General features: G+C 67.1%; 24 protein-coding genes. 14 read left to right on the plus strand and 10 right to left on the minus strand.

Annotation, left to right across the window (positions count from 1 at the left end):
* The first annotated feature begins 52 nt into the window (after positions 1–52).
* Positions 53–1,228: a CaiB/BaiF CoA transferase family protein gene (locus AC1DTF_RS27155; RefSeq protein ID WP_477476315.1), complete on the plus strand. Its 1,176-nt coding sequence runs from the start codon at positions 53–55 to the stop codon at positions 1,226–1,228.
* Here AC1DTF_RS27155 and AC1DTF_RS27160 read toward each other — a convergent pair.
* Positions 1,216–3,414, minus strand: coding sequence for a glycoside hydrolase family 3 C-terminal domain-containing protein (locus tag AC1DTF_RS27160; RefSeq protein WP_477476335.1), 2,199 nt, complete (start codon positions 3,412–3,414; stop codon positions 1,216–1,218). The two genes, AC1DTF_RS27155 and AC1DTF_RS27160, sit on opposite strands and share 13 nt — an antisense overlap.
* Entirely contained in the window at positions 3,398–3,946 is a 549-nt protein-coding gene (locus tag AC1DTF_RS27165; protein ID WP_477476316.1) for a TetR/AcrR family transcriptional regulator, read from the minus strand. The genes AC1DTF_RS27160 and AC1DTF_RS27165 overlap by 17 nt, the downstream gene beginning before the upstream one ends.
* 80 nt (positions 3,947–4,026) lie before the next feature.
* Between AC1DTF_RS27165 and AC1DTF_RS27170 the strand changes: the two genes are divergently transcribed.
* Together AC1DTF_RS27170 and AC1DTF_RS27175 are read left to right on the plus strand one after the other, a co-directional pair.
* Positions 4,027–5,283 (plus strand): cytochrome P450, encoded by a 1,257-nt coding sequence (locus tag AC1DTF_RS27170; RefSeq protein ID WP_477476317.1) that lies wholly within the window; start codon positions 4,027–4,029, stop codon positions 5,281–5,283.
* Positions 5,280–7,208, plus strand: a complete 1,929-nt coding sequence (locus AC1DTF_RS27175; RefSeq protein ID WP_477476318.1) for a flavin-containing monooxygenase — start codon at positions 5,280–5,282, stop codon at positions 7,206–7,208. The genes AC1DTF_RS27170 and AC1DTF_RS27175 overlap by 4 nt, the downstream gene beginning before the upstream one ends.
* A 151-nt stretch (positions 7,209–7,359) precedes the next feature.
* Here AC1DTF_RS27175 and AC1DTF_RS27180 read toward each other — a convergent pair whose 3' ends face one another.
* Positions 7,360–8,364 carry a transposase gene (locus tag AC1DTF_RS27180; RefSeq protein ID WP_477476319.1) on the minus strand — a complete coding sequence of 335 codons (1,005 nt, stop codon included), beginning with the start codon at positions 8,362–8,364 and terminating at the stop codon, positions 7,360–7,362.
* Positions 8,307–8,651, minus strand: a complete 345-nt coding sequence (locus AC1DTF_RS27185) for a transposase (RefSeq protein ID WP_477476320.1) — start codon at positions 8,649–8,651, stop codon at positions 8,307–8,309. Before AC1DTF_RS27185 ends, AC1DTF_RS27180 begins: the two co-directional genes overlap by 58 nt.
* Positions 8,652–8,873: 222 nt before the next feature.
* Between AC1DTF_RS27185 and AC1DTF_RS27190 the strand changes: the two genes are divergently transcribed.
* Positions 8,874–10,151, plus strand: a complete 1,278-nt coding sequence (locus AC1DTF_RS27190; RefSeq protein WP_477476321.1) for an integrase core domain-containing protein — start codon at positions 8,874–8,876, stop codon at positions 10,149–10,151.
* 206 nt (positions 10,152–10,357) lie between these two features.
* Positions 10,358–11,662: a DUF222 domain-containing protein gene (locus tag AC1DTF_RS27195; RefSeq protein ID WP_477476322.1), complete on the plus strand. Its 1,305-nt coding sequence runs from the start codon at positions 10,358–10,360 to the stop codon at positions 11,660–11,662.
* An 89-nt stretch (positions 11,663–11,751) separates the two neighbouring features.
* Here AC1DTF_RS27195 and AC1DTF_RS27200 read toward each other — a convergent pair whose 3' ends face one another.
* Complete coding sequence (locus AC1DTF_RS27200; protein ID WP_477476323.1) at positions 11,752–12,567, minus strand: thioesterase family protein; 816 nt, start codon at positions 12,565–12,567, stop codon at positions 11,752–11,754.
* Positions 12,568–12,585: 18 nt separating this feature from the next.
* Positions 12,586–13,389, minus strand: a complete 804-nt coding sequence (locus AC1DTF_RS27205; protein WP_057168631.1) for an SMP-30/gluconolactonase/LRE family protein — start codon at positions 13,387–13,389, stop codon at positions 12,586–12,588.
* 67 nt (positions 13,390–13,456) lie between these two features.
* Here AC1DTF_RS27205 and AC1DTF_RS27210 point away from each other — a divergent pair, with 67 nt between their 5' ends.
* Genes AC1DTF_RS27210 through AC1DTF_RS27235 form a run of 6 tightly spaced genes read left to right on the plus strand, consistent with a single transcriptional unit; the run spans position 13,457 to position 18,774 of the window.
* Positions 13,457–14,161: an NIPSNAP family protein gene (locus tag AC1DTF_RS27210; protein WP_477476324.1), complete on the plus strand. Its 705-nt coding sequence runs from the start codon at positions 13,457–13,459 to the stop codon at positions 14,159–14,161.
* Positions 14,162–14,172: 11 nt separating this feature from the next.
* Positions 14,173–15,387: a cytochrome P450 gene (locus tag AC1DTF_RS27215; protein WP_477476325.1), complete on the plus strand. Its 1,215-nt coding sequence runs from the start codon at positions 14,173–14,175 to the stop codon at positions 15,385–15,387.
* On the plus strand, positions 15,388–16,350 hold the full coding sequence (locus AC1DTF_RS27220; protein ID WP_477476326.1) for a zinc-binding dehydrogenase: 963 nt from the start codon (positions 15,388–15,390) through the stop codon (positions 16,348–16,350).
* Positions 16,347–17,132, plus strand: a complete 786-nt coding sequence (locus AC1DTF_RS27225) for an HpcH/HpaI aldolase family protein (protein ID WP_477476327.1) — start codon at positions 16,347–16,349, stop codon at positions 17,130–17,132. The genes AC1DTF_RS27220 and AC1DTF_RS27225 overlap by 4 nt, the downstream gene beginning before the upstream one ends.
* A complete protein-coding gene (locus AC1DTF_RS27230; protein ID WP_477476328.1) occupies positions 17,129–17,857 on the plus strand; it encodes an SDR family NAD(P)-dependent oxidoreductase in 729 nt (242 codons plus the stop codon). The genes AC1DTF_RS27225 and AC1DTF_RS27230 overlap by 4 nt, the downstream gene beginning before the upstream one ends.
* A gap of 5 nt (positions 17,858–17,862) precedes the next feature.
* Positions 17,863–18,774 carry an alpha/beta hydrolase gene (locus AC1DTF_RS27235; protein ID WP_477476329.1) on the plus strand — a complete coding sequence of 304 codons (912 nt, stop codon included), beginning with the start codon at positions 17,863–17,865 and terminating at the stop codon, positions 18,772–18,774.
* Here the strand turns inward: AC1DTF_RS27235 and AC1DTF_RS27240 are convergent.
* Positions 18,767–19,243, minus strand: a complete 477-nt coding sequence (locus tag AC1DTF_RS27240; protein WP_477476330.1) for an SRPBCC family protein — start codon at positions 19,241–19,243, stop codon at positions 18,767–18,769. The genes AC1DTF_RS27235 and AC1DTF_RS27240 overlap by 8 nt on opposite strands.
* A 28-nt stretch (positions 19,244–19,271) precedes the next feature.
* Positions 19,272–19,955, minus strand: coding sequence for a DUF427 domain-containing protein (locus AC1DTF_RS27245; RefSeq protein ID WP_477476331.1), 684 nt, complete (start codon positions 19,953–19,955; stop codon positions 19,272–19,274).
* Between the two features lie 96 nt (positions 19,956–20,051).
* Between AC1DTF_RS27245 and AC1DTF_RS27250 the strand changes: the two genes are divergently transcribed.
* Positions 20,052–20,636: a hypothetical protein gene (locus AC1DTF_RS27250; protein WP_477476332.1), complete on the plus strand. Its 585-nt coding sequence runs from the start codon at positions 20,052–20,054 to the stop codon at positions 20,634–20,636.
* Between the two features lie 67 nt (positions 20,637–20,703).
* On the opposite strand, the gene AC1DTF_RS27255 is transcribed toward AC1DTF_RS27250, so the two are convergent.
* Positions 20,704–20,958 (minus strand): DUF2631 domain-containing protein, encoded by a 255-nt coding sequence (locus AC1DTF_RS27255; RefSeq protein WP_057168639.1) that lies wholly within the window; start codon positions 20,956–20,958, stop codon positions 20,704–20,706.
* A gap of 109 nt (positions 20,959–21,067) precedes the next feature.
* Between AC1DTF_RS27255 and AC1DTF_RS27260 the strand changes: the two genes are divergently transcribed.
* Together AC1DTF_RS27260 and AC1DTF_RS27265 are read left to right on the plus strand one after the other, a co-directional pair.
* Complete coding sequence (locus tag AC1DTF_RS27260; protein ID WP_057168640.1) at positions 21,068–22,555, plus strand: amino acid permease; 1,488 nt, start codon at positions 21,068–21,070, stop codon at positions 22,553–22,555.
* A 1-nt stretch (position 22,556) separates the two neighbouring features.
* The gene (locus tag AC1DTF_RS27265) at positions 22,557–23,411 is read left to right on the plus strand and encodes a TIGR03619 family F420-dependent LLM class oxidoreductase (RefSeq protein ID WP_477476333.1); all 855 of its coding nucleotides are present in this window, start codon (positions 22,557–22,559) and stop codon (positions 23,409–23,411) included.
* 1 nt (position 23,412) lies between these two features.
* Here AC1DTF_RS27265 and AC1DTF_RS27270 read toward each other — a convergent pair.
* Positions 23,413–25,003 (minus strand): cytochrome c biogenesis protein DipZ (locus AC1DTF_RS27270; RefSeq protein ID WP_477476334.1); only part of this gene is annotated, 1,591 nt, incomplete at its 5' end.

The following is a 25,003-nucleotide window of genomic DNA, read 5'->3' on the forward strand; positions in this document are numbered from 1 at the left end:
GTGCAAGCTTACAAATTAAATCAATATTGTAAAGCTCATTGAAGGGATTCCGATGTCTGGACCGATGGACGGGTTCCGGGTGGTGGAGCTCGGCGTCTGGGTGGCCGCACCGGCGGCGGGGGCGATCCTTGCCGACTGGGGTGCCGACGTCATCAAGATCGAACCACCCGCCGGTGATCCGGCCCGCTCGTTCGGCCGGATGATGGGGCTCGACAGCGACCTCGGTATCGCGTCCAATCCGCCCTTCCAGATGGACAACCGCTCCAAGCGCAGCATCGTGCTCGACCTCGGAACCACCGAAGGGCGACGCACCGCCCTCGAATTGATCACCGGCGCAGACGTTTTTCTCACCAATATCCGCCCGGCGGCGTTGGCCCGGCTGGGCCTGGATTTCGCATCGCTCGCCACCGACAACCCGCGGCTGGTTTACGGCCTCATCACCGGGTGCGGCACCGAAGGTCCCGATGCCGACCGGGCCGCCTACGACGTGGCCGCGTTCTGGGCCCGCGCCGGCATCGCCGACCTGCTGACCAGACCCGGTGACACCCCGCCCTTTCAGCGCGGCGGCATGGGGGATCATTCCGCGGGGATGACCCTGGCCGGGGCGGTGTGCGCGGCGCTGCTGGCCAGAACCCGCACCGGCACAGGGCAACTGGTCACCACCTCGTTGTACCGCCAGGGCGCCTACACGGTGAGCTTCGATCTCAACACGCTGCTGATGTCAGGTCAGCAGGTGGCCATCGGGCAGCGCGAAGCGATGGGCAACCCGTGCATGAACAACTACACCGCCGGTGACGGCAGACGATTCTGGATCGTCGGCCTCGACGTGCAGCGGCACTGGCCCGCGCTGTGCCGGTCGGTCGGGCGCGAGGAATGGCTGACCCGCTATCCGACACCACGGGACCGGTTCACCCATGCCCGCGACATCATCGCCGAGCTGGACACCCTCTTCGCGACCAGGACGCTGGCGGAATGGGAGCAGGTCTTCGCCGGGGAACCCGACTTCTTCTGGTCGCCGATCAATTCGCTCGACGATGTGGTGGCCGACGAACAGTTCCACGCCGCCGGTGGCATCGTGTATGTGCCCGAGGGGGATTCGAGCACGCCGATGGTGGCCAGCCCCGCCGACTTCTCGGCGACGCCGTGGCATCCACGCGGCCCGGCGCCCGAACTCGGCGAGCACACCGAACAAATCCTCGCCGAACTCGGTGGCACTCAGGACCGCTGACGATTCACCTCATCGAGCAGCTCGGTCAGCTGCTGCCTGCTGACCGCGCCGCCGCTGAAAGACACCATGCGGCCCACCGGAATGGACCCGAGCATGCGCAGCATGTCGGTGCCCAGCGACGCACCCGCCGCACCCTGGGGGGCCGCCTTCTCCAGCGCCGTCGTCACGATCGGGGCGGCCACCGGGTCGTCGAGCAGCTCGCCGAGGGTGGAATCGGCGGTGAAGGCGATGACCGGGGTGTCGTCCCCGTCCACGGTCACCTCGGTGTGCAGGCGCAGATCCCGGCTCGACGCCCCGACGGACACCGCGTACTGGCCCGCCTCGACCAGCCGCCGCCCGGCGCGCACATCCCAGTAGCCGAGTTCGTCACGGGGAACACGGATCTCGATGTCGACCAGCTCGCCGGGCGCGATCGTCACCCCGGCGAAACCGGCCAGCCACCGCGGCGGACGGGATACCCGCGACGCCGGCAACCCCGTGTAGACCTGGACGACCTCACGGCCCTCCCGGTCACCGGTGTTCACCACCGACACCCGCACCGTCAGACCCTCGGCGTCGACGTCCACCGACAGATCGGTGTAGTCGAAGCGGGTGTAGGACAGCCCGTGCCCGAACGGGAACGTCACTGCGGCATCGCGCGCGTCATACCAGCGGTATCCGACGAATACCCGCTCCCCGTAGTGGATGTGGCCGTCCTCACCGGGAAAGTTGAGATAGGCCGGACCGTCCTGCAGCCGGACCGGCACCGTCTCGGCGAGCCGTCCCGACGGGTTGACCGCACCGAACAGGACGTCGGCGATGGCGCGCCCGCCACCCTGGCCCAGCAGGGCGCCGTCCAGGATCGCCGGTGCGAGGCCGGCCACCCCGTCGAGGGCCACCACTCCGCCGTGTGCCAGCACGACGACGGTGCGGGGCTGCACCTGCACCACGGCGGACAGCAGGTTGAGTTGTTCGGCGGGCAGGTCGATGTGGGTGCGGTCGAAGCCCTCGGATTCGTCCTCGGGCGCCAACCCGAGGAACACCACCGCGGTGTCGGCGTCGGCGGCCGCCGCCAGGGTCTCGGCGGTGAGTTCCTCTGCGTAGCTGACCCGATGGCCGTCGGCGTACCGGCGGATCTCCTCCAGCGGCACATCGACCCGGGTCGGATTCACGTGGGAGCTGCCGCCGCCCTGGTAGCGCGGAGTCACGGCGAACCCGCCGATGACCGCGATCGAGGACGGTGGGAGGGGCAGCAGGTCGTTCTCGTTCTTCAGCAGCACGATCGAGCGCGCAGCCGCCTCCCTGGCCAGATCGTGATGGGCATCGACATCGAATGTCGCGGTGCTGCTGCGGTTCTCGGTGACCCGGGCGGCAAGGGTGGCCACCCGTTCGGCGGCGCGGGCCACCACCGTCGCGTCCAAGGTACCCGCCTCGACGGCGGCGACAACGTCGGCGTCGGTGACCCCGTTGGTGGCGGGCATTTCCAGATCGAGCCCGGCGGCCACCGCGGCGACCCGGTCGCGGACCGCGCCCCAGTCACTGATGACGGCCCCGTCGAAACCCCACTCATCGCGCAGCACGGTGCTCAACAACCAGGCGTTCTCGGCGGCGTACACCCCGTTGATCCGGTTGTAAGCGCACATCACCGTCCAGGGCCGTGCTGCGGTGACGACGTGCTCGAACGCCCGCAGATACAGCTCACGCAGCGTCCGCTCATCCACATCCGAGCTCGACCGCATCCGGTCGTCCTCGGCGTTGTTGACGGCGAAATGTTTCAGCGAGGCGCCCACACCCCGGCTCTGCACACCGCGCACCCACGCTGCACCGAGCGCCCCGGCGAGCAGCGGGTCCTCAGAGAAGTACTCGAAATTGCGTCCGCACCGCGGGTCCCGTTTGAGGTTGACCCCGGGGCCGAGCAGCACGTGCACACCCAGCGCCAGGCACTCGGCGCCCAGTGCGGCACCGACCCGTTCGACGAGTCCGGGATCCCACGCCTGGCTGAGCCCGACGGCCGGCGGAAAACAGGTGGCCGGTTCGCTGCTGCCCAGGCCCAGGTGGTCGGCGGTGCTGCCGGCCTGTCTGCGGACACCGTGCGGGCCGTCGGTCAGCAGTATGGATGGGACGTCGCCCACCGCCTTGGTGGTCCAGAAGGTGGCGCCGCTGCCGAGAGCGGCCTGCTCTTTGAGGGAGTCAGTCACCGTTCCTATTCTTCACCCTCGCCGCGTGGCGCAATTGGGCGAGGAACTCGTCGGCGTCATCGCTGCGCACCAGATAGTGCGAGATGGCCACCCGGATGGCGGTGGCGGCCGCCACGTCGGAGTTCGTCCCGGGGGTGAGGCGCTCCAGGCGTTCGCGCATCAGCGGGATGAACTGTGCCAACCGCGCGATGACGTGGGCGGGCTCGATATCGACCATTCGCAGGCCCGGGTAGGACCGCTGATATTCGACGATGATCTGCAGTGCGGCGTCCAGCCGGTCGTCGGCGCTCAGAGTCTGGTCGACCCGGGCCACGGCCCGGTCATAGTGCTTGCGTTCCCACACCACGAAGGCGTCCAGCAGCTCTTCCTTGGAGGCGAACCAGCGGTACAGCGTGGGACGGGACACCCCGGCCTGTGTGGCGACCTCGGACAGGCTGAGCTTGGTCATCCCGTAGTTGCCCAGCACCTCGGCCGTCGCGGCGAGTATCCGCTCGCGGGTGGTGTTCCGCGCCTCGACGGGTGACACGTCGGTCATCGCCATAGCTTTACAAACTATTGCCGAACTGTCACGCTAAATCTCACGCGACATCGATGTCGCAAGCGCTGGAGGAGGGAACATCCGTGACAGTTGCCAGCACGCCGCAGGCACGCGAATACAGCCCGTTCGACATCACGTCACATGACTTCTGGAGTCAGCGGTTCGATATCCGCGACCAGACCTTCGCCCAGCTTCGGGCCCTGGACGGGATCAGCTGGCACCGGCCGCTGCCCACTTTGTTCGATATCGAAGAGCCGGGATTCTGGGCGCTGACCCGGCGCGCCGACCTCCAGTTCGCCAGCCAGAACCCGGATCTGTTCACCTCGGCGCAGGGGGTGGCGCTCGACCCGATGCCCGCCGAGGTGCAGAAGTTCGCGACCTTCTTCCTGGGCATGGATCCGCCGCAGCACACCACCTATCGGCGACTGATCAGTTCGGCGTTCACGCCGCGCAATGTGCGCCGGATCGAGGAGCAGATCCACGCCAACGCCGTCGCCATCGTCGACGATCTCGTCGGCGCCGGTGACATCGACTTCGTCGAGGCCTGTTCGGCGCAGCTGCCGATGCGGACGATCTCGGACATGCTGGGGGTGCCGGCGGCCGACCAGCCGGCTCTGGCCAAGGCGGCCGAGAAACTGTTCAGCATGAGCGATGACGAATTCTCCACGCTCGAAGAGCGGGCCATGGCCACCATCAACGAGATCATGCTGATCTCGAGCACGGGCGTGGAACTGGCCAAGTTCCGCCGCGCCAACCCGGGTGACGATCTGATGACCAGCATCGTCAACGCCGAGGTGGACGGCCATCGCCTCACCGACGAAGAGATCGGCGCATTCCTCATCCTGCTGGCCTCGGCGGGCAACGACACCACCAAACAGTCCACCACGCACGGCATGCTGGCGCTGGCCGCCAATCCCGACCAACGAGATTGGCTGATGGAGGATTTCGACGGCCGGATCGGGATGGCCACCGAGGAGCTGGTGCGCTGGTCCACCCCGGTGTTGCAGTTCGCCCGCTTCGCCACCCAGGACGTCGAGGTCGCCGGCCAGCGCATCAGCGCCGGGGACAAGGTGGGCCTGTTCTACTGTTCGGCCAACCGCGACGAGAGTGTGTTCGCCGACCCGCAGAAGTTCGACCTGAGCCGCTCACCCAATCCGCAGGTCGGCTTCGGCGCGGGAGGACCGCACTTCTGCCTGGGCAACCAGCTGGCCAAGAGTGAGCTGCGAAACATCTTCCGCGAGTTGCTGACCCGGCTCAAGACCATCGATCTCGGTGAGCCCGACCTGCTGTACAGCAGCTTCGTGCACGGCATCAAACGGCTACCCGCGCACGTGCGATGAGTGCACGGCACCTCGTCACGGAACCGATCGAGGGCGTCGACGACGCCACCATCGCTGCCGCGCTCGAGCAGTTGTCGGTCTCGGCGCTGATCGCCTCGGTCGTCCAGATCACCGGGGACCCGTCCTTCATTCGCGGGCCGATACGACCGGTCCAGTTCGTGCAGAACGAATTTCAGGGCATGTTGGACGAGGAAAGCCAGGCGCAACTGCGGCTTCACGCACTCGAGGCCATCTGCGCATGGCGGGACGCCGGCTGCCCGGCAGCCCCGCCGATCAGCACCGAACTGGTCCGCGAGCTGATGGACTGGATCGCCTGCGAACCGGTGCCCGATGACAACGCGGCGCTCTACATCGAGGAGATGGACCTCGATGGCCRCAACCCGCGCGCCATCGCCGCGGACGGATTGACGCCGCCACCGGGATTCTCGGTGCTTGTCATCGGCTTCGGTGCCTCTGGTCTGCTGGCCGCGATCCGCTTGCAGGAGGCCGGCATTCCGTTCGAGATCGTCGACAAGAATCCCGATGTCGGTGGAACCTGGTTCGAGAACAGCTATCCGGGGTGCCGGGTGGACGTGGCGAGCCACTTCTACTCGTACTCCTTCGAGCACGTCGGCGATTTCAGCGCGTACTACACCCGCCAGCCCGAGTTGTACGACTACTTCCGCTCGGTGATGAAGGACCACCAGATCGACGCCCATGTCTCGTGGGGCCGGGAGGCGACGCGCGCGCAATGGGATGACCAGACGGGCCAGTGGTCGGTGACACTGCGCGGCGCCGACGGAGCGACGGAGCAACGGAGCGCCTCGGCGATCATCTCCGGCGTCGGATTCCTCAACCGGCCGCTCATCCCGGATCTGCCTGGGCTGGAAGATTTCGCGGGTCCGGCCTTCCACTCGGCGCAATGGGATCATTCGGTGGACCTGCGCGGCAAACGGGTCGCCCTGATCGGGGCGGGGGCCAGCGGTTTTCAGATCGGCCCCGCCATCGTCGACGACGTCGAGAGTCTTGTGGTGTTCCAGCGGACCCCGCAGTGGATGGCGCCCAACCCGCGCTACCACGCGAGCGTCACCGACGGCGAGCGCTGGGCGATGCGTCACCTGCCGGGGTACTCCCGCTGGTATCGCTTCATGCTGATGTGGCAGTCCAGCGACAAGATGCTGGAACTGGTTCGTGCGGACCCTGATTGGCACGATTTTCCGCGCACCGCGAACGAGGCCAGCGCCGCCCGGCGGGAGTTCTTCGCGAAGTGGATCCAGGATCAGGTCGGCGATATGCCAGAACTCGCCGCCAAGGTCACCCCGGACTATCCGCCGATGGCCAAACGCATGCTGCAGGACAACGGCAGCTGGCTACGCTGCCTGCGTCGCGAACATGTGACGTTCGTGAACGATCAGATCACCGGCATCGACGGGCATTCGATCAGCACCGCCGAGGGCCGCCACGACGTCGACGTGATCGTGCTGGCCACCGGATTCCGGGCCTCGGAAGTGCTCTGCCCGATGGAGGTGATCGGGCGCGACGGGGTTCCGATCTCGGATGTGTGGGACGGTAAACCCGGTGCCTTCAATGGTGTTTCGRTGAACGGGTTCCCGAACTTCTTCATGATGGCCGGCCCGGGGACGGGGCTCGCCCACGCCGGCAGCGTGATCTTCATGCTGGAATGCCAGATGCGCTATATCGGCGCGGCCCTGCGGACGGTGATCGAACAGGGCAAGAGCACCATCGAGCCGACCGCCGAGGCGTTCGCGCGCTACAACCGTGAGCTTCAGGATGAGGTCGCCACCCTGATGTGGGGGCATCCGTCGATCGAGCACTCCTGGTACAAATCGCCCGACGGCGGTGTCTACGTGCTGAGTCCGTTCGGTTCGGTGGAGTACTGGAAACGCACCGGCGTGCTCGACGACGCGGATCATCAGCTGGGGTAGTGGGTGGCGTCAAGGTCGGGATCTGTGGCCTGACTCCACGTCGGTCCAGGGTTGCGTGGTTGCCGGAACTGTCACCGATGTCGTGATGTAGAACTGTCACTGATGTCCTGAGACATCACACTTGCGCACCGCTATTCTGCGGTGTCTTGAGTCAAGAAGTTGGCAGGTTTTTTTGGTTAATTGGGTTTAGGTATGCCTGCTGTGGGGTGTGGTCCTGGATGGCTTGGTGTGGTCGGATGGTGTTGTAGATGATGCGGAAGCGGTGGGCTTCCATGTCGAGGGCGTCGCCGTCGCCGATATAGCCGCGGAAGAGGTGCTCGTATTTGAGGGTCTCGAAGAATCGCTCGATGACGCCGTTGGTCTGTGGTGTTTTGATGCGCGTGCGGATATGTCGGAGCAGCGGGTCTTGGCCGGTGAACAGTGTCTGGAAGTCTTTGCCGCGGTAGCAGGGGCCGTTGTCGGACACGATGGCGATAGGGGCCGGGGTGTGTCCGATGATGTTGTCCTGGTCGTCGAAGACGTCCATTTCGCCGCGATCGAGGCGCAGGTCAGCAAGGTTCAATATGTGAGTCGCCTCCTCGACGGCAAGCCGAATGYAGCGCACGGCATCGCGGCCACGCGAAGTCGGGGTGACGGTGATGGCCAGGCAGTACTTGCTGACGTAATCAATGACGGCGCTGATGCGCCAGATTCCGCCGTTGGCGGTTTCGAACTCGGAGAAGTCGGTCTGCCAAACCCGGTTGCGTTCGGTGGGCGGATCGTGAAAAACCCGTCGCCGCAGCGCTGCCCACGATTTGCGGTCAGCTCGGAAGCCTTGCGGCAACAACAGGCCACGGCGTCGCAATGCTCGTTGGACCGAGGAGTTGGTGACCTCGTGGCCGTCCGCGCGCATCAAAGCACCGATTTTGCGGTAGCCCCAGGCGGGCCATTCTTGGGCGTACTTGGCGGCCAGGTCCTCGATGCGGTCGACGACCGGGGCCGGCCATGGCCCCTTCGGTGGGTCACCGGCGCGCAGACGTGCCAGTCGGCGCCGGTAGGTCCGCTCCGGTATACGGGCTAGGAAGGCGAACCTCGAAACCGGCAGACCGGCTGCTTCTCTTAGGGTTTCGAGGTCTTGGAAGGGACCTGGTCGGCCATCTCCGCGCCGCGCCGCCAAATCCGCAGTTGAACGGTGGCCTCAGCCAACGCGAGCTTGAGTTCCTGGTTCTCCAACTTCAGTCGGCGTTGTTCGGGGCTCCCAGCGCGGCCGGCCGGGCCGCTGGGAACCTCCTGCATGCGAGCCGATCCGGCCTCCAGAAACTGATGCTTCCATTTGGTCACCTRCACCGCCGACACTCCGCACCGACGCGCGGCCTCTGCTCCGGTCATTTCCCCGGCCAGGATCGACAATACGATCCGGGCCTTGTCCTCAGCCGATACTTTCGACTGCCGTGATCTCGTCATCTGACACTCCTTCTGACATGTCGCCAGTCTTACCCCGACGAACATGACAAGAAGTTTGAGTCAGTAGAGCGGCGTAGCATCGAACACAAGTTCGAAATTGAGAGAGTGCTCCCGATCAGTATCTGTGTTATGTCTCAAGACATCGGTGACAGTTCTGCATCAAGACATCGGTGACACTTCGAGGGGTCTTGGTGGTGACACTTCTGCACCGAAGCTGCGGGGGTGGCTGTCAATGAACCCATCGATCCTCGTGTCCGCCTCGCGATCTCCCAGTGGCCCGATGACGCGCCCCGYGGAGCGGTCTCGACGTTCTGTGCCGAGCATGACATCTCACGAAAGTCGTTCTACGAGTTACGCAAACGAGCAAAGACCGAAGGGCCGGCTGCGGTTCTCGAACCTCGGACACGCCGACCGAAGTCGAGCCCTTCGACGCTGAGCGATGACGTCAAAGCCCGCGCCGTGGCCGTGCGGGCCGCGCTGGAGGCCTCCGGTCTGGATCACGGGCCGATCAGCGTGCACGAGAAGATGCGCGCGATGGGCCTCGATGAGGTTCCGTCCACGGCGGCGCTGTCGCGCATCTTCCGTGAGGCTGGTGTGGCTCGTGTGGAGCCAAAGAAGAAGCCCCGCTCGGCGTGGCGACGGTTTGTCTATCCGTGCCCGAACGCGTGCTGGCAACTCGACGCCACCGAGTACGTGCTGACCGGCGGACGTAAGTGCGTGATCTTTCAGCTCATCGATGATCACTCCCGTTACGCCCTCGCCTCCTATGTGGCGTGGGCGGAAACCGCCGCTGCGGCGATCATCGTCTTTGACAAGGCGGTGACCGACCATGGTGTGCCCCAGCGACTCCTGTCCGACAACGGGGCTGCGCTGAACCCCTCGCGGCGCGGGTATCTGGGCCAACTCGTCATCCATGTGGCCGCTCTCGGGGTAGAGGCGATCACCGGAAAACCGTACAAGCCGACCACYCAGGGCAAGAACGAACGCTTCCATCAGACCCTGTTCCGCTATCTCGACAAACAGCCGTTGGCTGAGACCCTCGAACAACTGCAAGCCCAGGTCGATGCGTTCGACCACATCTACAACACCGAACGACCTCACCAAGGACTCCCTGGGCGCGTCACTCCGCTGACCGCATGGGAAGCGACTCCAAAGGCCSAGGCGCCCCGCCCCGACCTCGACCGGCCACTGTTCGACCGRCCCGCACCACGGCCGCGGCCCAGACCGCCAGTGCCGTTGGACCTGCCGGCCGATACCCACGTCAGGACGATCAACACCGCTGGCACCATCAGCCTGAACTCGGTCACCTACAAAGTCGACGCACAACGCGCCTTTGAGCAGGTCCTGATCGTCACCGCGGACGACACGATCATCATCGCCGACCTGCACGGTCAGGTCATCGTCGAGCACACCAGACCCGCACCCGGAGTCAACTACGTCGGCAACGGCCGACCCAGCGGGCCCCAACCCAGGACCAGAGAACTGTCACCGAAGTCCTGATACATCAACTGCCACCGATGTCCTGATGCAGAACTGTCACCGATGTCCTGATACATCACACCCGATCAGTATCTGGTGAGCCGTTGCTTGCGACGTATGTCGCCGATGGAGTTTGATCGCCCGCTTAGGGCTGGTCGAACAAGTGTGGCCTAGTTGGCCGAAGTGTCTGTCTATCTGTACCTTTCGTGAAAGGTTGGGTATCTGGCATGGACGCCGCCCATCTCGATACGTTCATCGACGCGCTCATCGATGACCTCACCCCCGCACCCCCACCCGATGACGACGCCGATCGCCGGCTGTTCGATCTGCTGGACAGTCCGCGGCGGGTGCTCGATGAGCAGCCCCTGATCGCGGTGCTGGTGGCCGCGGTCACCGCACGCAATCTCCTGGATCATGTGATCGCCCAAGCGGTCGCGGCCACCGAGCGGCTTGGGATCCCGGCACGTAAGCATCTTCGCTCGGGAGCTGATCTGCTCATGAGTTGTGGTGTGGCGCCCGGCGCGGCGTACCGGGCCACGCGGGTCGGGCGTGCAGCGCACACGCTGCCGGCGTTGACCGCGGCCCAGCGCCTCGGTGGAGTCGGTATCGAGTTCGCCGATGCCGTCGGCAAAGGAGTCGCCCACATCAACAGCAGAGTCCTATTGTCCGAGGAGGACAAGGCGGGCGTCGTGACCAAGCTGATGATCCAGACCACCCCGGCGCAGGTGGCCGAGAAAGCCCGCGAGATCGCCATCGATAAGGCTGCGACCCAGCCGCCCGACGAGGCGACGGTGCCGGTCGCGGAAAACGCTGACCTCAACGAGATGACAGTGGTGGTCACCGATGAAGGACGGGTCGCAGCGACCCTCGATGTGGACGCGCTCACCGGGGAAGAACTGCTCACCGCATTGGACCCTTTGTGCCGGCCCATACCGCTGCCGGACGGATCTCCGGACCCGCGCCCGGTCGGTAAGCGCCGCTCCGACGCCCTCGGGCAACTGGTGCGGACCTACCTGTCCAACTCACGACGCCCAGCATCCGGGGGCGTGCTCCCACACGTCACGTTGATCCGCGGTGACGGGCGGGTGGACACCCTCGGATTCACCGGGCCCATCACCGCGAGCACCGCCGACCTGATCGCGTGTGACAGCACCGTCGGTGTGGTAGCTGTTGATGGGGCCGGGGCGCCGTTGGACGTCGGGCGCAGCGAGCGACTGTTCACACCGGCGATCCGAAAAGGGTTGGCGGTACGCGATGGTGGCTGCGCGCACCCGGGCTGCGGGCGCCCGGTGTCGTGGTGCGACGCCCACCACATCACCCCGTGGAGCGGCGGGGGCACCACCAGCATCGACAACGGCGTGCTGCTCTGCCGACTGCACCACACCGCCATCCACCACGGCGGCTGGCAAGTCTATTTGGGCCCGGATCGGCACCCCTGGTTCATCCCACCCCACAGATCAGACGAACCCGAGCCGGCACACCTACGCTCCCACGCACGACGCACCATGACCGACCTACCGACCGCTGCATAGCCAAACCCTTTGCGCACCTTGACAACTACACAGAGAAACCGGTGACGCAGTGGGTCCGGCGGGAGATCACGCCGCCGGACCCACCGCGACTAGCGACCCTGCCTGCGCCGCACCAGCACCGACTGCTGGATGGCGCCGACGGCACCCTGTTCGTCGAACAGCGTGCCCAGGGTGGTGCCGATACCGTCGGGCCCGTAGTTCGTCTCGGCTCGGATGCCGATCCACGGACCGTCCGGCACGCGGTGGATGTGCACCACCAGATCGGTGTTGAGGAACGTCCACTGCCGGATGTCGATCTTGGTGCCGATCCCGTTCGCGTCATCGGCCACCGCGAACAGTCGCTGCAACGGCGTCATCGTTTCGCCCTTGACCACGTCCACGGTGGGCCTCAGCCAGGATTCCCCGGGTCCGTCGGCCAAAGGCTCTGTCAGCCAACGCCAGTCGATGCTGTGCACATAGTTGGTGTCCCAGTCCTTGGCCATATCGCGGCTGCGAGCTTCGGCAAGCGGACGCAGCGGCGGGGCGGGGGCGTGCTCGACCTCGGTGGTGTCCTGCTGCTGTAACCGCCACCCACTGGCACGCGCGACGGCTCGCGGGGCGCCGTCCGGCCCGGGGGCGAGCATCTCGGCGGTGATCAGTTCGATCTGCTTGCCTGCGCGTTCGCGGCGCGCCCGCACCCACAGGTCGCCCTCGGCAGGCACCGGGCCCAGCAGGTCGATCAGCACCCGGCTCAGCCGGGTGTCGTCGCGCTGTTCGCAGCGTTCCAGGGCACGCACCAACAGCGCCGACGGTGGCGCGCCGTGCTGGATGGACGCCGACCAGGTACTGCGCACCAGATCGGTGGCGGCGAACCGCTCGCCGACGGGATCGTCGGCGTCGAGGAGTTCGTAATAACAGTCCGACACGTGCGTTTCTCCAAAAGGTCAGGGAGCGGGGACATCGACGCTGATCGCGTCGAGCCGGGACAACTTGGTGCCGATCAGGCGCTCCGGGTAGGCGTCGGTGCTGGACAGCAGGAAAAGGGTTCGCCCCTCCGGTCCGCCCAGTGCGCAGGCGATGGCGGTCCGCCCATCCATGTCGACACGGTCGGTGACGCCCTCGGGAGTGATGCGCTCGAACGTGTGCGCCAGGGTCATCGCCGCCCACACCCCGCCGTCGGCGTCCACGGCCAGCCCGTCGGGCGGCCCGCCCAACCCGTCGGCGAACACCCGCCGGTCGTGCAAAGCTCCGCCATCGCCGACGGTGAAGGCGCTCAGCAGCCGGGCCGTCGATTCGGCCACCACGAAGGTGCCGTCGGGGGTGATCACCATGCCGTTGGGAAAGCTGAGATCCTCGGCGACCACCGACACCCGGTCATCGGGGTCCAGGCGGACGATCACCCCGCCGTCGCGGGCCTGCGATCCGATGTACGCCCGGCCTGCGGAGTCGACCACCATATCGCCGAGGTCGGCCGGCACCAGGTTCGCGAGATCGGCCAGCACCGTGACGGTTTCACCGTCGTAGCCCAGTATCTGGCGCCGCCGGGTGGACGCGATCAGCAAGGTACCGTCCGGCCGGAACCCCAGTCCGGACGGCGCGTGGCCGGGCAGCGGCAGGGTTGACATCTCACCGTGCAGCGTGACGGTGTGCACGGCCTCGCCGAGCATGTCGGAGAACCAGACCAGGCCCTCGAACCAGCGCGCGCCCTCACCGAAGCAGAACCCGTTGGCCAACGGCTGGATGGTCATGAGGCCACGATAGCGGAAGCGGCGGCCGCACCTTTACAAAACACGCCTCAAATGTCACGCTCGCTAAGTGCGTAAATACCACCGCCACACACTGCTGTATCTGCACGAGACCATCGGGCTGGGCAGCGGCGGCAGCGATGAGTTCAGCGAACGCTTCACCGGCGTCTACCACCCCATGATGGAAGAGCTGGGCGCCCGGTTGTTCGCACTCTGGGAGACGACGCCGTACAACGGGCACTGGCCGCAGGTCACCATCATCTGGGAGATCGACGCGTTCGCCGACTACGCCCGCATCGGTAGGGCGCAGGCCCGCGGCGGCAGCCACGCCGCCGCCTCCACCGAATGGGCGGCCTACCTGTCCGGGATCGGTGCGCACGGCGAGGGCCGAATCATGTATGCCGCCCCGCAGAACCGCAACCTCGCGCAGCTGCGGGAGGAAGGCTTCACCGCCGAACTGGTGATCCAGGAGGTCATGCAGACCAAGCCCGGCAAGCAGGACGACTACATCCGGGAACTGGAGCGGCTCTACGTCCCGTGGTCGGAGAGCACCGGCAAGCGCTGGCTCGGATCGTTCACCACCACCTTCCGGTTCAACGAGGTCATCCACTACTGGGCGCTGGACGGCGGGTGGGACTGCTTCGAGAACCACTACCCGTCCTGGAAGGACGCCCCGCCCGCGGAGATCGTCACCTGGATGTCGGTGGCGCCCGCGCTGCGCGACGGCTGGGAGGACTCGATCCTGGCCGCGCTACCGGCGTCCCCACTGCAGTGAAAGCCACTGTGATGTCCGACTTCTCGTACGATCCGTTCGACCCGGCCGTGATGGCGGATCCACTGCCGTACTACCAGGTGCTGCGCGATGAGCACCCGGTGTACTACCTGCCCAAGTGGGACACCTACGCGTTGTCCCGGTTCGCCGATATCTGGGAGGCGCTGCGGCTCACCGACGGCACCTTCGTGGCGTCGGAGGGGACGTTGCCGTCCGCGGCCGTGCTGGAGCACCACAACACCGGCCCGGTCGCGGATCCGCCGCTGCACCCCATGCCGTTTCACGCGAACTTCGATTCACCGATGTATGAGAACGTGCGCCGCTGCACCTCGTCACAGTTCCGGCCACGGTCGGCGGCCAAGCTCGCCGACCGGATCCGGACGCTGGCCAACGAACGGCTCGACGAGTTGCTGCCCCGCGGGACCTTCGACCTGACCCAGGACTACGGCGGGCATGTCGCGGCTGCGATGGTATGTGAGTTCGTCGGCCTGCCAGTCGAACTGGCTCCCGAGGTGCTCGCCACCGTCAATGCGGGCAGCCTGGCGCAGGAGGGGGAGGGCGTCGAGGTCGCCAAGGCGCGGCCGGGCTTCCTGTCCTATCTCACGCCGATCATCGAGCGCCGCCGCGCGGAAGGCGCCGACGGCAGTGTCCCGATCGCCGACAGTCTGATCAACTTCGTGCTGCCGGACGGTTCGGGATTCAGCGACACGGAGGCCGCCACCCAGATGCTGGGGGTCTTCATCGGCGGCACCGAGACCGTCCCCAAGATCACCGCGACCGGTCTGTGGCAACTCGCCGAACACCCCGATCAGCTCACCGCGGTGCGTGCCGACCTGGAAGGCAACGTGCCGATCGCGCGCGAGGAGATCCTGCGCTACACCGCACCCGCGCAGTGGTTCGCCCGAACTGCGCGGCGCCCGTACGAGATTCACGGCACCACCATCCAACCCGGCCAGCGCATCATCGCGTTGATGGCCTCGGCGGCCCGTGACGAACGCGAGTACCCGGACCCGGACGCGTTCATCTGGAACCGGCCCATCGAACGGCTGCTGTCCTTCGGGCACGGCCAGCACTTCTGCCTCGGGGTGCACGTCGCGCGCCTGGAAGTGACGATCATGATGCAGGAATGGTTCAAACGGGTCCCCGAATACCGCATTCTGACCGAGTCCGCCTCCCGGCCACCGTCGAGTTTCCAGTGGGGCTGGAATAACATCCCGGTGGAGGTCTAGATGTGGTGTTACCGACTGGTCGCCCCGTTCACGTTCGAACGCACCGACCTGCCCGAACCCGACCCGGCGCAGCTGGCCGACGGGCAGGTGCTGCTGCGCTTCCTGGCAGCCGGCATCTGCGGTAGCGATCTCCCCGGCTTCCGCGGCACGCAGGGCAAGCTGCCCGGTGACACCGGGTGCTGCGCCGCGGAGATGGACGGTTTCCCCATCCACGAGATCGCCGGTGAGGTGCTGGCCAGCGCCCATCCGGCGCACGCAGTGGGGGACCGGGTGGTCGGCTGGGCTTCCGGGTTCGACGGGCTGCAGGCGCAGGTGGTGGCCGATGGGGACGGATTGTCCAGCTACCACTCGGATTTGACGCCGCAACACGCCGTCGGGCTGCAGCCGCTGGCCTGCGTGCTCTATGCCGTGGAGCAACTCGGTGACCTGACCGGCAAGCGGGTCGCGGTCATCGGTCAGGGCTCCATCGGACTGCTGTTCTCCTATGTGGCCAAGGCCGCAGGCGCCGCCCATGTCACCGGTGTCGACCCGGTCGACCGCGAGGCGATCGGCCCGGTGTTCGGTGTCGACGACATGGTCCGCGCGACCAGCGACCGGTGGGTCCGCCACCTCGGTGACAAGTTCGATGTCGTGGTGGAGACGGTCGGTCACCAGGTGGCCACCCTGAACCATGCCCTCGACGCCGCCGCGTTCGGCGCGACGGTGTTCTACTTCGGGGTGCCCGATGACGACAGCTACCCGATCAGCATGCGCACCATGYTGCGCAACAACCTGACCCTCAAATCCGGGGTGACGCTGGAACGCCGACGGGTACTGGCCGCCGCGGACGAGTTCGCCAGACAACATCCGCAGCTGCTGCCCGCCTACCTGACGCACACCTTCGGCGCCCATGAGGCGCAGGCAGCGTTCGAGCAGGCCTGCCGGCCCGACCCGAAACGGGTCAAGATCGCGATCGTGGCATGAGCACCCGGTTGCAGGCTGCGCTGGCGGCCAAGGATCAGATCTGGGGCGGCTGGGTGGTCGGGCCGACCATCATCGGGCCTGAGGAGTTCGCGCAGGCCGGGTACGACTACGTCGGATTCGATGTGCAGCACGGCTATCTCGATGACGCCGATGTCGCACTGCTGCTGCGCCGCCTGGAGCATGTACCGATTGCCACGGCGGTGCGGTTGCCGTCGGCGGACCCGGCGCCGATCGGCCGGGTGCTCGATGCGGGCGCCGACGCGGTGATCATCGCCATGGTCGAAACGCCGGAGCAGGCGGGTGCCGCGGTGGCCGCCACCCGCTATGCGCCGTCCGGTGTGCGCAGCTTCGGGCCGCTACGGGCCTCCCTCGGACTGGACACCGCCGCGCTGGAGGCCGCCGCAGACGTCTACGTGATGATCGAAACCGCTCGGGGGCTGGCCGCGCTCGACGAGATCTGCGCGGTGCCGGGACTGACCGGCGTCTACGTCGGGCCCGCCGACCTGGCCATCTCCATGGGCCACCGGCTCGCCGACGCCTGGACCCACCCGGATGTGCATTCGGCGATGGCCCAGATCCAGTCCACCGCCGGCGCAGCCGGACTGGTCACCGGCATCCACGCCGGCGCGGCCCAGCCCGGAAAAGCCATGGCTGAGCTCGGTTTCCGGATGATCACGCTGGCATCGGAATCACAGGCGCTGCGCCGCGGAGCGGCCGCGCATCTGAGCGAGGCGACCGCCGGCGCCGCCGCACCGACCCGACAGGACGGATACCTGCAGTGACAACGCAACCGGTGGCGCTGGTGACCGGAGCCGCCCGGGGGCAGGGGGTCGCGATCGTCGCACGCCTGCACGCCGACGGGTTCCGGGTGGCCGCCTGCGATCTGCTGCGCGACGAATTACACAGCAGCACAGCACAGTACGGTGACGCTGTCCTCGCTCTCGAACTCGACGTCACCTCCGAGGCGCACTGGAGCTCCGCGGTGGCCGCGACCGTCGAACGCTTCGGTGCGCTGAGCGCGCTGGTGAACAACGCCGGCGTGCTGCACCGCGCCGCCATCGCCGATGAGACCGCCGCCGGGTTCGAAAACAGCTGGCGGGTCAATTGTCTGGGCCCGTTCCTCGGCATCCAGGCCGCGCTGCCGCATCTGACCAAAGCCGAGGGCTCCTCGATCGTCAACACCTGCAGCACCAGCGCCATCCGGCCGTTCCCGAACCACACCGCTTACGGCTCGTCGAAGTGGGCGCTGAGAGGACTGACCCAGGCCGTCGCGGTGGAACTCGCACCGGCCGGCATCCGGGTCAACGCGGTGTTCCCCGGACCCATCGCCACCCCCATGCTCGACGAACGCACCCAGACCCGGCTGGCCGAGACCTCCACCGCGGGCCGGCTGGGCACCCCGGCCGAGGTGGCTGACGCGGTGGCGTTCCTGGTGTCCGCCAACGCCTCCTTCATCACCGGGTCGGAGCTGGTGATCGACGGCGGCCAGATCTTGCGGATCGGTTGACCGGGATGGACATCACCGACCGCCTCGATCCGGCGCTGCGGCACCTGGCCGCGGCCCGCACCGACCTGTCCCCGGAACTGCTGCCCTCGGTGCGCGACTTCCTGAATCAGCGCCGCGCCGAGGGTGCCGCCCAACTCGACACCGCCGGTGTGGTTATCGAGGACGCGGTGGCCTTCGAAGAGGTGCGGGTCCGCATCTACCGCGGCGGCACCGGCGGCGCGGTGGTGTACTGCCACAGCGGTGCCTTCGTGCTCGGCAATCTGAACACCGACCACCGGCAGTGCGTCGAACTGGCCCGCCGCGCCGCCGTCACGGTGATCTCGGTGGACTACCGGCTGGCCCCGGAACACCCGTATCCGGCAGGGACCGACGACGCGCTGGCGGTGCTGCACTGGACTGCCGACTGCGCCCCCGACTGGGGTATTGCCGCCGATCGGCTGGCGGTCGCGGGCAGCAGCGCCGGGGGAGCGCTGGCCGCCGGGCTGGCCCAGTGCGCCGCCGACGGGTCCGCTCCGCCGATCCGTTTCCAGCTGCTGCACCAACCGGTGCTCGACGACGGCGCAACCCCGTCCAAGCAGGAGTTCGACTGCACACCCGGATTCGACGGTCCGGCAACGGAATTGATGTGGCGGTACTACCTGGCCGGAGAGCCACCGCCTGCCGGTGCGGTGCCGGCCCGGGCCGCCGACCTGACCGGTCTGGCACCGGCGTTTCTCAGCTGCTCGGAGCTCGATCCGTTGCGCGATGAGGCCGTCGACTACGCGCTGCGGCTCATGTGGGCGGGCGTGCCGACCGAGCTGCATGTCGTCCCGGGCACCTGCCACGGGTTCGACTCACTGGTCCCGGAGTGGGAGCTCAGCAGACAGCTGTTCGACCTGCAGGGCGCGGCACTGCGCCGCGCCCTGGCGCTCAGCTGAGCGCGTCGAGCTCGCGGGCCACCGCGGCGTGATAGGCGTCGATGTGCGACGGGTTGACGATCCGGAAGAAACCGTCCCCCATCGGCGCATCGCGATAGGCCTCGATGGTCATGGTGCGGGTGAACAGCGTGACAGCGGGATCGGGTTGGCTGAAGTGATATTCGATGGTCATCCGGCCCTCGAATCCGCCGGCGCCGTCATAGTCGGCGCCGAGGCGGCCCACCGAACTGAACACCCACATCCGCGGTCTGGTGGCGATCGCCAGCTGCCAGGTGAACACCCTGTCCTCGGTGGGGTGGGCCTCCTGCCAGGTGTCACCCACCTGCAGCGGCAACGTCTCCCGTACGCCGGTGATACGCGGACCGCCCGGGTAGGTCTTGGCCCAGTTGACCGGGTTGGTGACGAAATCGTAGATCGCCTCCGCGGATTGGGTGAACGCGGTTTCCGAACTGGTGGTGACGATGCCCAACAGGGTGCCCTTCTCGTGTGGTGAAAACTCAGGTGTGGCCGGTCGGCAGCTCGGCGAGGATATYGGTACGGGTGTCGTCGAAGCTCAGAAACCCGGTGATGGCAACCGATTCCGGCAGAGTCTCGGCATAGCTCCACGCCACGTCATCGACGACCTGCTCGCCGACGACCGCCGACCAGTACGTCGCGTGCCCCTTGTAGTTGCAGTAGCTGGTGGTCTCGCTGCGGCGCAGCAGATCGGTGCGCACGGCGGCCGGATCGACGTACAGCCGTGGCGCCAGCGAGGTCTCGTACACGATCACGGTGTCCACGGTGTCCACCAGCACGGTGCCGCCGACGCTCACCCGCAGACCCCGTTGCGTGGGCAGGCAGTCCACCCGGTGGTACGGATTCGGCGGGTAGTGCACCAGGGTGCGCCCCTCCTCGATCCAGCTGTCCACGGCACCCCAGGGCACCCGCACGTATCCCGGCTTCTCCGGTACCGCTTCGGTGGGCAGTCCGTCGACCTCGGCGACGGGGAAGGCATAGCTGAGCGGGTGGTCGCGGCGGTGCACCAGCAGGGCGGTCTCGGTGTCGATCACCGTGTGTCCGTCGAGCACCGCCTGCACCCGCCGCGGGTGGGGTTCGATGAACACCACATCCTCGGGGATCGCCGGAAAGAACCAGCCGGCGGGATCACGGCTGAGCGGGCCGCGTCCGGCGTAGAGCGTCATGCCGAGAGCTTTACAGATTGACGAATAAATGTCACGCTGATGGCACGGCCCTGCCGACTCCGCCCCGTTCCGGATTGTTGAAGGAGACGCCCCAGAGTGAAAGCCAACTCGATTCGGCGCGACGCGCGTCATCTGTTCGCCGAGCGCCGCGGTGTGGGGGTGCGCGCATCGGCGACCACCCTGCTGTCCTATGACCTGACGGTGGTGGCCACCGGCGCGACCGACGTGGTCGCCGGAGCCGGTGGCTGGCTCTACGATCGGGTCCGCGCCGGCTGGAAGGTCAGCGTCGTCGTCCCGGCGTCCTGCGATGTGCGGCCGCTGGAGATCCTCGGCGTGCGTGCCTACAGCGCCGGACGTGACGCCAGGGATCTACCCGCCGAGCCCGCCGCGCTGGCCGTGYCCGCGCGGCTGTTCGAATCCGATCAGGGACTGCGCCGTCACGTCACCGGCGCTCTCAAGCGCGGCACCGCCGAGGTGACCATGTGGGGCGACTGTGCGACAGCTGATGTCGGCTACCGCGTCGATCGCACCCAGTACCGGCTCAGCCCCGCCGCGCGGGCCTTCAAGACCCACGCACTGGCCGCGGCCGGGGTCACCACCACGGTGGCGGCCATCGAGCAGTTCCACAGCTGCGCGCTCTGGTACCCCGCGGACGGACCGGATCTCACTGCCGTCCGCTAGCTGCGCAACGAACCAAAAAGAAGCGCCCCGGAACCTGAGGTTCCGGGGCGCTTCGACGTCTGACGGGCTAGCGGTACCAGCCCCGGCTGCGCGCGATCCAGTCCCGCGCCACGATGCCGAGAATGATCACCGCGAAGAAGATCAGGAAGATGTCCTCGACATGCCCGACGTGATTGCCGTGGGTCATGGTCACCAGGAAGAGGGCGACGAAGATGCCGATGATGTGCAGGACGCGCGGGTTCTCGGTGGACCAGCCCCACTTCGCCGACGGCACGTCTTCCACGTCGACGCCGTTGTAGCGCTCGACCTCGGTCTTGCCCACGGTTACTCCTCACGCGAATGCCCGGAAATACTTGCGGCCATTCTGACATACCGCGGCGATATCGCCCGATGGGGCATGAGGGCGGGCCGTCAGTGGGTACCTTGCGAGCGTGATAACCAGTTGGCGCAGGAAATCGGTCGAACAGTCGATCGCCGATACCGACGAGCCGGGAACCCGGCTCCGCAAAGACCTGACGTGGTGGGACCTCACCGTGTTCGGGGTGTCGGTCGTCGTCGGTGCGGGCATCTTCACGGTCACCGCCTCGACCGCCGCCAACATCACCGGTCCGGCGATCTCGGTGTCGTTCCTGCTCGCCGCGGTGACCTGCGGCCTGGCCGCACTCTGCTACGCCGAGTTCGCCTCCACCGTCCCGGTGGCGGGCAGCGCCTACACGTTCTCCTACGCCACCTTCGGTGAGTTCGTCGCCTGGATCATCGGGTGGGACCTGATCCTGGAGTTCGCGATCGGTGCCGCCGTGGTCGCCAAGGGATGGTCGAGCTATCTGGGCACCGTGTTCGGGTTCTCCGGCGGTATCGCCCAGATCGGGCCGCTGAACTTCGACTGGGGCGCGCTGCTGATCGTCGCGGCGGTGGCGGTCCTGCTGGCGATGGGCACCAAGCTGTCCTCGCGCTTCAGCCTGGTCATCACCGCGATCAAGGTGGCGGTGGTGCTGCTGGTGGTCATCGTCGGGGCCTTCTACATCAAGATGGCCAATTACGACCCCTTCATCCCGCCCGCCGAGACCGGCACCGACGCGGCCGGTTCGGGGCTGGACCAGTCGGTGTTCTCGCTGCTGACCGGCGCGGCCGGCAGCCACTACGGCGTCTACGGTCTGCTGGCCGGCGCGTCGATCGTGTTCTTCGCGTTCATCGGCTTCGACGTGGTGGCCACCACCGCCGAGGAGACCAAGGACCCGCAGCGCGATGTCGCCAAGGGCATCCTGGCCTCGCTGGCCATCGTCACGGTGCTCTACGTGGCGGTCGCGGTCGTCCTGGCGGGCATGGCCCCGTATCTGGAACTGCGGGAGGCCGGTGAGGGACACCCGAACCTGGCGACCGCGTTCGAACTCAACGGGGTGGGCTGGGCCGCCAAGGTGATCTCCATCGGCGCGCTGGCCGGACTCACCACGGTCGTGATGGTGCTGATGCTGGGCCTGTCGCGGGTGCTGTTCGCGATGTCGCGCGACGGGCTGTTGCCGCGCCCGCTGGCACGTACCGGTGAGCACGGCACACCGGTACGCATCACCGTGCTGGTCGCGGTGCTGATCGCCATTGCGGCGTCGGTGTTCCCGGTCGGCAAGCTGGAGGAGATGGTCAACGTGGGCACGCTGTTCGCCTTCGTGCTCGTCTCGGCCGGCGTGATCGTGCTGCGGCGCACCCGGCCCGACCTCAAGCGCGGGTTCCGGGTGCCGTGGGTGCCGCTGCTGCCGATCGCCTCGATCGTGGCGTGCCTGTGGCTGATGCTGAATCTCACCGGCCTGACCTGGTTGCGGTTCATCGCCTGGATGGCGCTCGGGGTGGTGGTCTATCTGTGCTACGGCAAGCGGCATTCGCTGCTCGGCAAGCGTGCGGCCGGCATCTCGCCGGGGGCAAACTGACGTGCAGTTCTGGAGTGGGACACCGTTCATGCCCACCCGCCAGGCGCTGACACTCGCGCAGATTCTCGACGAGGCCGAGTTCGACGGCGTGATCTGTGCGGACCACATGATCTACCCGCGCGACCTGACGTCGCGGTATCCCTCCGAGAGCGGGAAGCCGGGCTGGGCTCCCGAGACCGGGTGGCCGGACTCCTGGGTGATGATCGGTGCGATGGCGGCCCTGACGACACGGTTGCGCTTCTCCAACGCCGTCTACGTGGCGCCCTCGCGGCCGCTGCTCGAGGTCGCCAAGGTGGTGGCGACGGCCGCCGAGGTATCCGAGGGCCGGGTGTCCCTGGGTGTCGGGGTGGGCTGGATGCGTGAGGAATACGAGCTGATGGGGCAGGACTTTTCGACCCGCGGCAAGCGGCTCGACGAGATGATCCCGGCGCTTCGGGCACTGTGGCAGGGCGGTTGGGTGTCCTGGAGCGGCGAGCACTATCGGGTTCCGGAATTGATGCTGGAGCCTCATCCGCCCGCACCGGTCCCGATCCTGTGCGGTGGTGAGTCCGAGGCGGCGCTGCGCCGGGCCGCCTGGCTGTGCGACGGCTGGATCGGCACCGCGTACGTGCTGGAGGAGGCGGTGCGCCATGTCGATCGGCTGACCGGGCTGCGCCGCGAGTACGGGCGCGCCGACGAGCCGTTCGAGGTGCTGCTCGCGCTGCTGGATCCGCCGTCGGTGGAGCTGTATCAGCGGGCCGAGGAGGCCGGCATCACCGCCGTCATGGTTGCCCCATGGGCTGCGGGACACACCGCCGAGGATCAGCGCGGCGCCACACTGCGGTTCGCCGAGAAGGTCATCAGCCGCTGCCGGTGACTCAGCCGTAGGTGAACGAATACGCCTGCAGGCCCTTGCTCAACGACACCTCAAGGGTGCCCGCGCCGTCGGTGTCGTCGGCGACGATCTGGCGCATGTTGGGCGGGCCGCTGACGGCAAGTTCGGTGCTGACGCCGTCGCGGGTGATGCGCACGGTGCCGGTGCCGCCGACCACGAGATAGACGTTGCGTGCGTGGTAGTTCAGCGTGATCGCGGCGCCGTCGGACTGCGCGGTGACACCCTGGTAGTCCAGCGCCCATGGCCCGCGCAGCGCGAAGCGGTCCTCGGCCAACTGGGCAGGGAAGTCGAAGGTGTGGGTGCCCTCGTCGTAGACGCCGGTCCCGCCGTAGTTCACCACCTTGCCGACACTGAAATACGTCTCCGGGGTGGTGGGTGCGGTCGGGGTGGTGTCGGAGCGCTCGGTGGCGGCGGGCAGCGTGCGGTCATCTCCATCCGAAAGGAGTTGGCGGATCAGTTTTTCGGTGTTGGCGTAGTCACCTTCGCCGAACTTGATGTGCCGCACGACGCCCTGTTTGTCGATGAGGTAGTGCGCAGGCCAGTAACGGTTGCGGTAGTTGGTCCACGTCGAGAACGCGTTGTCCATCGCGACCGGATAGGTGATGCCGAGGTCCTCGGCGCCGCTGACGACGTTGGCCTGCTCCTTCTCGAAGGCGTACTCGGGGGTGTGCACGCCGATCACCTCGAAACCGCGCTCCCGGTAGGCGTCATACCAGTCGACCAGATGCGGTGTCGCGCGCTGGCAGTTGATGCACGAGTACGCCCAGAAGTCGATCAGCACGACCTTGCCGCGCAAGGACTTCAGGTCGACCGGCGCACCGCCGGGGGTGTTGAGCCACGTGGTGATGCCCTTGATATCCGGTGCGGTGCCGCAGCTTTCCAGCTCGGGGGCACYGTCGGTGCAGTTCGAGAGCTCGGCGTTCTGGTCGTTGACCAGGCCGCCGAGGTTGAGCTTCTCGCGCAACTGGTCCTCACCGCCCACCTGCTCCTGCAGGGCGCCGGTGTAGTCGGGGATCGCGCGCTGCAGCACGGCGGGCAGATTGAACACCAGCGCGACGGCCAGCAGGATGGTGACGATGCCTGCCACGACGCGGATTTCGCGCTGCCGACGGCGGAACGCGGCGACCCGTTCGGTCACCCGCCGGCCGGCCAGTGCGAAGAACAGCAAGGGCAGCGCGGCACCGACCGCGAAGGCGAGGGTGAGGGCGATGATGTCGGCGCCGATGGTGCCGGTGGCACCGGCGACGACGATCGCGGCCAGCACCGGACCCGCACACGGCACGTACAGCACACCCAATGTCAGCCCGAGCACGAAACCACTGCTACCGGAACCGAATTGCTTCTGCGGCAACCGGGCAAACGGCTTCTCCAGCAGGGCTTCGAACTGCGGGAAGATCAGCCCCAGGCCGATCGCCACCAGTGCGATCAGGGCCACCCAGCGGATGGTGTCCTGGGGCAGGTGCAGCAGCGACAACAGGGCCGACCCGGCCAGGGTGACCAGACTGAAGCTCAGCACCAGGCCCGCGATCACGAGATAGGGCCGCAGTCTCGACGACAACGCCGGCGCGGTGGCC

The organism is Mycobacterium sp. P4_H6, from assembly GCF_056400845.1.

Excerpts from the sequence above, each read along its gene's own strand:
- AC1DTF_RS27155 (WP_477476315.1), top strand. The coding sequence starts at position 53 with ATGTCTGGACCGATGGACGGGTTCCGGGTGGTGGAGCTCGGCGTCTGG.
- AC1DTF_RS27165 (WP_477476316.1), bottom strand. The coding sequence starts at position 3,946 with ATGGCGATGACCGACGTGTCACCCGTCGAGGCGCGGAACACCACCCGC.
- AC1DTF_RS27195 (WP_477476322.1), top strand. The coding sequence starts at position 10,358 with ATGGACGCCGCCCATCTCGATACGTTCATCGACGCGCTCATCGATGAC.
- AC1DTF_RS27205 (WP_057168631.1), bottom strand. The coding sequence starts at position 13,389 with ATGACCATCCAGCCGTTGGCCAACGGGTTCTGCTTCGGTGAGGGCGCG.
- AC1DTF_RS27215 (WP_477476325.1), top strand. The coding sequence starts at position 14,173 with ATGTCCGACTTCTCGTACGATCCGTTCGACCCGGCCGTGATGGCGGAT.
- AC1DTF_RS27225 (WP_477476327.1), top strand. The coding sequence starts at position 16,347 with ATGAGCACCCGGTTGCAGGCTGCGCTGGCGGCCAAGGATCAGATCTGG.
- AC1DTF_RS27235 (WP_477476329.1), top strand. The coding sequence starts at position 17,863 with ATGGACATCACCGACCGCCTCGATCCGGCGCTGCGGCACCTGGCCGCG.